This is a genomic window from Patescibacteria group bacterium, from assembly GCA_034659915.1.
Lineage (GTDB): Bacteria > Patescibacteriota > WWE3 > JAUXAW01 > JAYEID01 > JAYEID01.
This window is the reverse complement of record JAYEID010000023.1, coordinates 1-8,699: the sequence shown is the minus strand read 5'-3', so window position 1 is coordinate 8,699 and position 8,699 is coordinate 1. Positions and strand designations below refer to the sequence as shown.

General features: G+C 43.2%; 8 protein-coding genes. 3 read left to right on the top strand and 5 right to left on the bottom strand.

All coding sequences use genetic code 11. The features are described from left to right. The 5 genes from U9M98_03765 to U9M98_03745 form a co-directional block, all read right to left on the bottom strand. On the bottom strand, nucleotides 1-2,130 hold a 2,130-nt coding region (locus tag U9M98_03765), incomplete at its 3' end, for a hypothetical protein (protein ID MEA2020798.1). A 350-nt stretch (nucleotides 2,131-2,480) separates the two neighbouring features. Continuing rightward, a complete protein-coding gene (locus tag U9M98_03760; protein MEA2020797.1) occupies nucleotides 2,481-3,854 on the bottom strand; it encodes a GxxExxY protein in 1,374 nt (457 codons plus the stop codon). A 51-nt stretch (nucleotides 3,855-3,905) separates the two neighbouring features. Next, nucleotides 3,906-4,697: a hypothetical protein gene (locus tag U9M98_03755; protein MEA2020796.1), complete on the bottom strand. Its 792-nt coding sequence runs from the start codon at nucleotides 4,695-4,697 to the stop codon at nucleotides 3,906-3,908. 634 nt (nucleotides 4,698-5,331) lie between these two features. Then, nucleotides 5,332-5,961, bottom strand: coding sequence for a hypothetical protein (locus tag U9M98_03750; GenBank protein MEA2020795.1), 630 nt, complete (start codon nucleotides 5,959-5,961; stop codon nucleotides 5,332-5,334). Between the two features lie 5 nt (nucleotides 5,962-5,966). After that, nucleotides 5,967-6,152: a hypothetical protein gene (locus tag U9M98_03745; protein ID MEA2020794.1), complete on the bottom strand. Its 186-nt coding sequence runs from the start codon at nucleotides 6,150-6,152 to the stop codon at nucleotides 5,967-5,969. A 522-nt stretch (nucleotides 6,153-6,674) separates the two neighbouring features. Here U9M98_03745 and U9M98_03740 point away from each other — a divergent pair. The 3 genes from U9M98_03740 to U9M98_03730 all read left to right on the top strand — a co-directional run. Beyond that, complete coding sequence (locus tag U9M98_03740; protein MEA2020793.1) at nucleotides 6,675-7,061, top strand: four helix bundle protein; 387 nt, start codon at nucleotides 6,675-6,677, stop codon at nucleotides 7,059-7,061. A gap of 26 nt (nucleotides 7,062-7,087) precedes the next feature. Next, a complete protein-coding gene (locus U9M98_03735; protein ID MEA2020792.1) occupies nucleotides 7,088-7,276 on the top strand; it encodes a helix-turn-helix domain-containing protein in 189 nt (62 codons plus the stop codon). 39 nt (nucleotides 7,277-7,315) lie between these two features. After that, a partial coding sequence (locus U9M98_03730) for a four helix bundle suffix domain-containing protein (protein ID MEA2020791.1) occupies nucleotides 7,316-8,699 on the top strand: 1,384 nt, incomplete at its 3' end.

Genomic DNA, 8,699 nt, shown 5'->3' with positions numbered 1-8,699 from the left:
AACCTCCACCACTACCTCCTGATCCCCATCCACCACTATTTCTGCTACCCCCTCCCCTACCTCATCTGCGCTATCTGCGTTATCTGCATTCGCGTCTACTCGCCTCTGGTCTTCTCCAAATTTGCGTGAATTTGTGTCCTCCAATACTACAGTCTCACGAGGGTCTGCCAACCCGCGCAATATATATCCCAAGCTCTCGCCTTCCGATGACGCAAATTTAGCTTTAGAAACAAAATAAGCTCGCGGTAAGGCATTTTCCAACTCATATATGTACACGCTGTGTTCCGAAAGCTGTAAATCCTCTTCGTGCACCTTTATGTATTTCTCACCTTCTATCGGCAACGGACTAACAATATACTTTATACCGCCAAAAGAAAGCAGATTGTCCATTCCCCCCGGAGGCGTAATAGAACCTGTCTCAGCATCCAAAGGAAAACCCTTGTGCACAAAACCCAGAAAATTAAGGGTCCTTTCCACCGACAATCCAGTATAAATCGCACCGGATGGGACATCCCAAATCAAAGAACGATTACGACCAATAAGCTTTTGCAAATCCAAATACGCTTCAAGATCTTCCCGCCAACCCCGCTGTTTAGAGTAAATCACAATATTTAAGTACGCTTCTCCAACAGGCAAAAAACGCGCCTGGTTCAAATTACTTTCTAAAAAACTTACAGTAGAAGGTTTTTCAAACCAAGCACTCTTGGAAACAGTCTGATTATACTCGCCAAGATAAGAATAAAGATCTCCTACTAAACCAAGGGAAAGAAGTACCAAAAGAACAGAAAACAGGTTTAGCGCTCTATTCTTTGGCAAATTTGCTAGAAATGATGGTTTCGCAAGCGACTCCCATTTCTCAACAATCCGAAAATAAACAATATCCTCCAAGAATAATGCGGAGAGAACAGCAACAGAAAAAGAAAGGAAAATTAAAAACCTTGCCGGCACGCGAAAGTTATTAAAACCCGGCAAAACATAAAGAAAATTAAACCTAGCCTGAAGAACTGAAAACAGCACTAAAAAAGAAAAAAACCACGCTAATCGCTTTAATCTAAAACTTTCGAAAGAACCCTTTTCCTTGTTCAGAGGGAGAATAGAAACTGCAAGAAAAGCAAAAACAGTAGTAAGCAGCCCACTATAAGTACAAAACTCCCAAACCAAAAGGTTAAGATCAAAATCCAAATAAGGTGCCCAATTGGAAGGATCACCAAAACTAAAAGGAACTAGCAAAGTAATCAAGTATTTGAAATAAAAAGGAAAGCTTTGGCTTTGCTCATAAGTAAGAGAACCTCCACGCGTAGAGTAATCAAGTAATTCTTCAAGCGGCAGAATTTGCACACCTCCTATAAGTAGTGCCAAAAAAACAACGCCTAGAAATAAAAATAGGAGTTTGCCTAAAAAGAAAAGCTCTCTATTAGTAATAAGAGGCTCTTCTGGGTCCTCAAGTCGCCCTGAAAGAAAATGAGTAACCAAAAATTTGTAACCCGCATAGAGAACAACAACCAAAAGTGTATAAGCAACTGTTTGGGGATGTCCGGCAAGAACTTGCAAAGCAACAACAAGACCCAACTTAACTAACAGAGATACGCCGTTCCTGTTTTTAAAAAACTTTTCTACTATCAGAAGCTCAAGAGGAAAAAAAGCCAAAGCCCAAAGAAGGGAAACATGTTGCCAATGCATAGTAACCTGAGCACCCAGGGAAAAAGCCAAACTAGCAAACAGTGAAGGAAGCTGCCTCAAACTTAAACCCTGTCGCAAAAATAAATAGGTGGAAAGGGCAAGAAAAAGAACTGCAAAAAAGATGGTTAGGTTATACGCAACTGCTGGTTCAAAAATTAAGAACAAAATACTTAAAGGAAATAAAGCTTGAATCTGCCCCTCAGCCATAATGGGAAAGCCAAAACCAATGTCGGCACTCCATAACGGCAACTGATAATTACGCAACACACGGGCAAGAAAAACACGTGTGGGCAAGAAGAAATCGCCAAAATCAGAAAGATTATAGTTGCCAGAAACAAAAACCCCAGAAGAAAGCACGGCTTTCCGAAAGAAAAAAAGAATTACCGCCACAATGACGGCCACGGCAAAAATATCCAACCAGCTTTTCTTAATCGTTTGCACAACTTTCAAAGCGGCTCTATTTTAACACGAAAAGATGAGCAGCCAAATGCGAAGACTTGCAATTAGCAACTAGCAATTAGTAAATTAGAGATTGGGGACCGGTAACACGTAACTCGTAACTGGAAACTGGAACCTGAGAGTCCTGCAAGGTCTAGCTTGTCTAGTCCTTGGAGGTCTCGATAGAGATGGTATAGCGAATGAATGCGAATTGGGATAGCGAATCTACTACAAATAATTAAGGTATAACGTGTACCAAATACCACATACCAACTACGCAGAAAGCTAGGGACTTATAATAAATCTTGCTTTCCGCGCTAGAACCCTCCATCATAGGATTGGCAACACTGGCAGCCTAATTGCTAGGAACTCCCTGTGCTGTTAGAACGTCTTCTAACCCATAACAGAGTAAAGATGCCAATTAGTGCTATAGCTATAAAAACACGGGGGTTCACTACCCAAATCGTGTGGTTCTCACTAATTTCTTGGTCACCGTCCCGACCATAAAGTAACCTTGATTCTATTTCGTAACGACCAAACCAAGAACGGGGGCTCACTTCTCCACTGTAAACCGCATAGCCGTCGGGAAGAACCTTTTTCTCGCGCAACCGAATATCTTGCTCATCGCCAAATATTTTTTCCCGCAAAAACAGCCCGCCCCACACATTTTGGTGGAAAATACCGCGATTCCTAAACATAACGTCCACAGAAATAGGTTTGTGCGTCAAAAACAAATTACCCACTCTAAAACCCAATACTCTCAAATCAACATCCCCAGCCCAATCAGCATCCATCACATCCTCACCCAAAACAGAAAGGAACACCAAGCATCCAGGCGCTACTTGTTGATCTACTCCAAAAGGACCGCGGGCTTCTTCCAAACTCTCATCCCTCACCTCCCCAAAAAATGCACCAAAATGCCCCCCTGTCACAGCATCCATAGGCACCTTTACCGTGATAGACACAGCTTTTGATTCCTCCAGACCTAATTCAATAACATCCTTTGGAAAACTAGCCCAGCGTGAAATTGTATAACGCTTACTGCTGTAGTCCAAAAACTGCACCTGACCACCTTCATCCAAACGCAAGTCTCTAAACTTGGGGCGGATGCTCTGCGTACTTTCTAAAGGATTTGTAAAAGTAACAGCAAAATTAATTTCCTCTCCCGGCGCTACCTCTTTTTCTAAAGACAACGGAGACACCTCCACCCCCACCTCCCTCGGTGTTTGTGCAAAAATTGGTGTATTACCCACAAGTAAAATCGTCGCAATAGCTACAAACAGGGCAAGTACGGATTTACACCGATTAATAGCTGATTTCCGCTGATACTCCAAAGACCAGACTCGTCTTCTAATATCAATCTTTTTACCACCAAAGTTAATAAGGAAACCCAACTTGTAACCAGTACTTTTAAGGTAATGCACAAGTTGTTGTTCATAACTTTTTGGCATTGTTTCTACTGCTTTCATCTCAATAATTATCTTTTCATCAATAATAAAATCAGGGCGATACCTACCAATTGTCTTATTGCGATACTTAATACCTAAACTCTTCTCCTGTTCAAAAGGTATCTTTGCCTTTTTCAACTCTTCTGCAAACGCTTTTTGGTAAACGCTCTCCTTATGTCCAAAACCCAATCTGTTATAAACCTCAAAGGCGCACCCCCGCAACTTATACGACAAGTCCTCATATAGAAAATCGTCTACCTTACCCTTATTTTCTGTCTTTGTTTTCATCAGCGTATATCAGCTAGCATCAGCGCTAATCAGTAAACCTGCTCTGGCAGGTTAAAACCAGTTAGTAGTCACGTAATGATAAACCTCGTTAGAATACTCTCCGCTTTTTTGGGTAGCAGTTACATCCAGCTGGTAAATCATTATTAAGTTTGTGCCCTGCGCTACTGCAGAGGAGTAATTATTTATCACCTCGGCAGTACCATTGATAATAGACGTGAAATTAGACCCATCTGCCCACTTAGGTTCAGCAGAAGTACCGTTAAGCGATAAGCCAAGACCCACATCTGTACCTGTATCCCAAGGCTCTGGTGAACTATAAGAACCAAGGCTGGTCGGCTCAATATACGTCCCAGCATCATTATTGTGCTCCAGATTGTGATTCTTAGAAGTATACAGGCTGTAGCCGTTAGCAGACTCTGTGGTAATAGTGCAAGTATCAGTCTCGTGTTGAGGTGTTCCTGCTGTTACCTCGGGGATAGAAACACTGCTTCCGCAAACAAGTGTAATACTACCCGGGTAATACATAATACCCTCATAAATATTGTAATTGGAACCAGTCTTCTTGCCTTGGAATTCCTGCCCCACCGCTTGGTTCATTTTATAACTAGCCGAGTCGCTAACCCCCCCGCCCGAGTCTAAAGCAGAATCCTTAATCTTAAAACTAGATCCGGTCATCTCTGAGTAAGCCCGCACCCCCGCACCGTCCCTTTGCCCCACCAAAAAGGTAAAAGCCCCACAAATAACCAATAACAACCAAAAGAATTTCCGCAGATTACTAACGGATTTGCGCCGATAGATGGTCGATTCTCGCTGATTTTTATTTAATTTATTCCAGTTTTTCATTTTAATAAAGATATAATTAATAATCCGTAAGCCGCTGACAGCTCTCCGCGTTCAGCAGTCATCCTGAGCTTGTCGAAGGATCCCCCGCGAAAAGCACCGTACAGTAGCACCGCGATCGACTTTTCCTTTCTCCATTCTCTATCAAGACCTTTAGGGACTGCATCTGCAGACCCAAAGGGGTGTACCCAATGTGGTACCGCCCCTAAAGGACTTTTAGGTTCTTGTCTCCTCTTTCCTATTTATTATCCCTTATCTCTTATTTAATATTTCGTATTTCGTATTTATTTGGAACTTGGTGCTTGAAATTTGTTATTTAGTTATCGAGACCTCCAAGGACTACATTCGTAGACCCCTGGGGTGTACCGTATGGTACTGCCCTTGCAGGTTCTCTTAGGTTCCAGTCTCTTCCTTCCCATTCGCATAGATTCGCACTATTAAATTCGCATTTATTCGCTATATCAATTTAGTATTCACTATTTCTTATTCGTAGCATATTTGTAGTATTTGTAGCATATTCGTAGCATAAATAGCATTCATACCTTAATTATTTGTAGCAGATTTGCCATCTAATTCGCTATTATTAAATTCGCATTTATTCGCTATCCCAATCCGCGTAAATCAGCTATGATCAGCGTTAATCCTTACTCTTCAGAGCTTTATGAGCTAGTACCACAATAACAACCATCACTGTTAACCCAGCTAAACCTAGCAGTGTTAGAAGCACTCCGCTATCCTTAAACCAATATCCAACTTCTTTTTCTGCTTTGGCTATCTTCGCGCCCCAAACCTCACCCCTACTTTGGTTCTCCGCCTCCTCTCTCACCTCTGGTTCATCTCTGCTAATATCATTTGCTTCTTGTCTAGAAACACTGTCAAAGTCAGGGTCTAAGCTGTATGTCTTCAAGCCGTCACCTCTCGTCCGGAAATAAACCACAGACGCCACCGAAGAGTTATCAGTTGCTATCCCCAAAACCGATTTTTCCGAATCCTTCCCGGCAAATATCGGCTGGGGTTCGGGTTTTATCCCCCCGGATAGGGTAAGCGGCACCGGAGAGTACAAAGTATCTATACTTTCAAACAAATTTTGTAAAGAAGCAACCACTGTTTTTAAGCCAATTGAACTTCCTGTACCCGTACGCCCCGAACCCCCCGCCTCCCAACTATCCGCATCCCACCCAACCGGTTCACTTGCCTGCGCAGGAACAAAACCCACCAAACAAAAAATCAAACTTAAACAAACTGTAAAAAAAACCGCACTCTTCATAAAAATTAATATTCCGCTAACCGCACACCGTCTTCCGCGCACCGCTCTCCGCTTCCCGCTTTCCGCATTCCGCTTTCGGCAATTCTAGCAGTCATTCTGAGCCGACCTCCTGCCATTTTAGCAGTCATCCTGAGCTTGTCGAAGGATCCCCCGCAATAAACTGCAACACCGCGGTCGATTCTATCCGTCATTTAAAATTTTCTACCAAGACCTTTAGGGACTGCATCCGCAGACCCTAAAGGACTTTCAGGTCCGAGTCCCCTCTTTTCCCATTCGCATCAATTTGCGGTATTAAATTCGCATCAATTAGCTATACCAATTCGTAGTCAATTTGTAGCACAAATAGAATTCATACCTTAACTATTCGTAGCAAATTCGCTATCCCAGCTATCCCAATTCCTTATTCCTTATTCGTAGCATATTCGTAGTATTCGTAGTCAATTCGTAACATAAATAGAATTCATACCTTAATTATTTGTAGCAAATTCGCTATACCAACTCTACCATCTAATCCCCAAACACGCAAATAGCAGGGCAAAGACAGTCTCCCTTTTAATACCCCATTCCCAAAGCTTATTCTCTTTACTCTTGACAATGTCAATACCTACACGCACGCGCGCCTTGACATTATACTTGACATTATAAAGGAATGCTGCTATGGTAAAAACCAGTAGGAAGTAGAAAGCATCAAGTAGCAAGTAATAAAAGCTCTTATGAAAACCCAAGAAAAGATCAAAAGCTTTACAGACCTTATCTGCTGGAAGAAAGGACACGAACTGGTAAAGGAAACTTACAGTACCACAAGTAACTTCCCAAGAGAGGAGCGATACGCGCTTACAAGTCAGCTTAGAAGATGTGTGGTTTCAATTACCTCAAATATTGCTGAGGGTTTCTCACGAAGGTCTACAAAAGAAAAGGTTTGGTTTCTTGTTATGGCACTAGGCTCTTTAAACGAACTTCAAAATCAACTATTAGTAGCCAAAGACGTTGGTTATCTAGAAGAAGATATCTTTAATAAACTTGACGAACGCTCCATAGAGGTAAGCAAACTAATCAACGGAGCAATCAAAAGTTTAGAGAAAAATTCTGAAGATACTTAATACTTACTACTTACTACTAACTACTTATGGAAACCATTGTCGGAAAACAAGGTGCAGATGAACTATACGAAGCCTGGGTCAAGGGCACGCCAATTAAAGAGTTGGTTGAAGAGTTTGGAATAACCAGGCAAAGAATCTACCAAATCTTAAATGACTATAAAGGTATAACCAAAAAAGACAAGATGCTCAGAGCCGTAAATAAATACTCGAAATGAATAACACAGATACAACAGATGCTAACACAGATAATACAAATGGCAAATAAGAAAAAAGAACATCCGTCCAACAAGCACCATACGTCCGATCTTATCCCGCCCCACGGCGGGTATCGGAAGCTTAAGTCTTATCAAACCACGGAAATTATCTGCGATGGGACAGCGGTGTTTTGTGAAAAGTTTGTGCCCAGCTACAAGCGCAGTGAACAAATGAACGGTGCTGCACGCTCTGGAAAGCAAAACATAGCCGAAGCTTCACAAGTCTCCGGTACCAGCAAGAAAAGCGAGCTCAAGCTCATAAACGTTGCGCGCGGCAGTCTGGAAGAGCTTTTGCAAGACTTCCTAGACTACCTGCGCCAAAACGATCTTGAGCTCTGGGACAAGGATAGCCCGCAAGCCCTTGCGATACGCAAACTTGCGTATCGCAAGGATAAGTCTTATGAGACCTATAAGACCTATCTTGAAAGTGACAACCCAGAGGTCGTCGCAAACACCCTAATTTGCCTTATCCACCAGGCGAACTTTCTCTTAGACAGGCAAATTAAAGCGCTGGAAAACGAGTTTCTAGAAAAAGGTGGGTTCAGCGAACGCATGTACCGCAAGCGTACCAAACACCGCAAGGAGCAGCAAAAAAGCGACCGCAAGCCAAAGCTGCGGTCGCTTCTTTTGCCATTCGTCCTATCGGTCTTATCAGTCCTGTCTTTCTTTCCGGCTGCGCCGGAGGCGCGGGCGGCTGCCGGTGTACCAAAATTGCTGAATTTCCAAGGTCGCCTAACTGATGAAAACGACAACCTCCTGGACGGGACCTACTACATCTGTTTCTCAATCTACGATGCAGAATCCGCAGGGAGCAAGCTCTGGCCGGCCGGCGACCCCTCCCCTACCTCGGTATCTGTCTCCAATGGTGTGTTTAGCACTCAGGTTGGTTCTGCTGACACATTAACTCTTGATTTTACAGACGACACCTATTACCTAAATGTATATGTAAACGACAGCGAGTCCTGCACCACCGGTGGTGAGGACCTTACCCCCCGCCAGCAGATCGCCTCTGCTGGTTATGCTATCACCGCCTCCAACCTCGCCGGAGACGGGACTAACGATGTGCAAATAAAAAATGCCGGCGGGGACATTGATATAGACTCTGCTACACTAACCGCAGATTTCACCAGCGCGTTCTCCATTGACGGAGTCGGCGCTTCTAACGTAACCACAGACAGCGGGAATTTAACGCTTTCCACAACAACTTCCGGCGACATTCTCCTCGATTCCGCTGGCAACGTCGGCATTGGGACGACGAGTCCAAGCCAATCTCTAGATTTGGTTGGCGCTATGGAGTTAGAAGACACTACTACTTCTACCACTGGCGTTGTTTACAAAAACGGTATCCGCTTTATCCACAACTTCCAACATCCCACAGGTGATA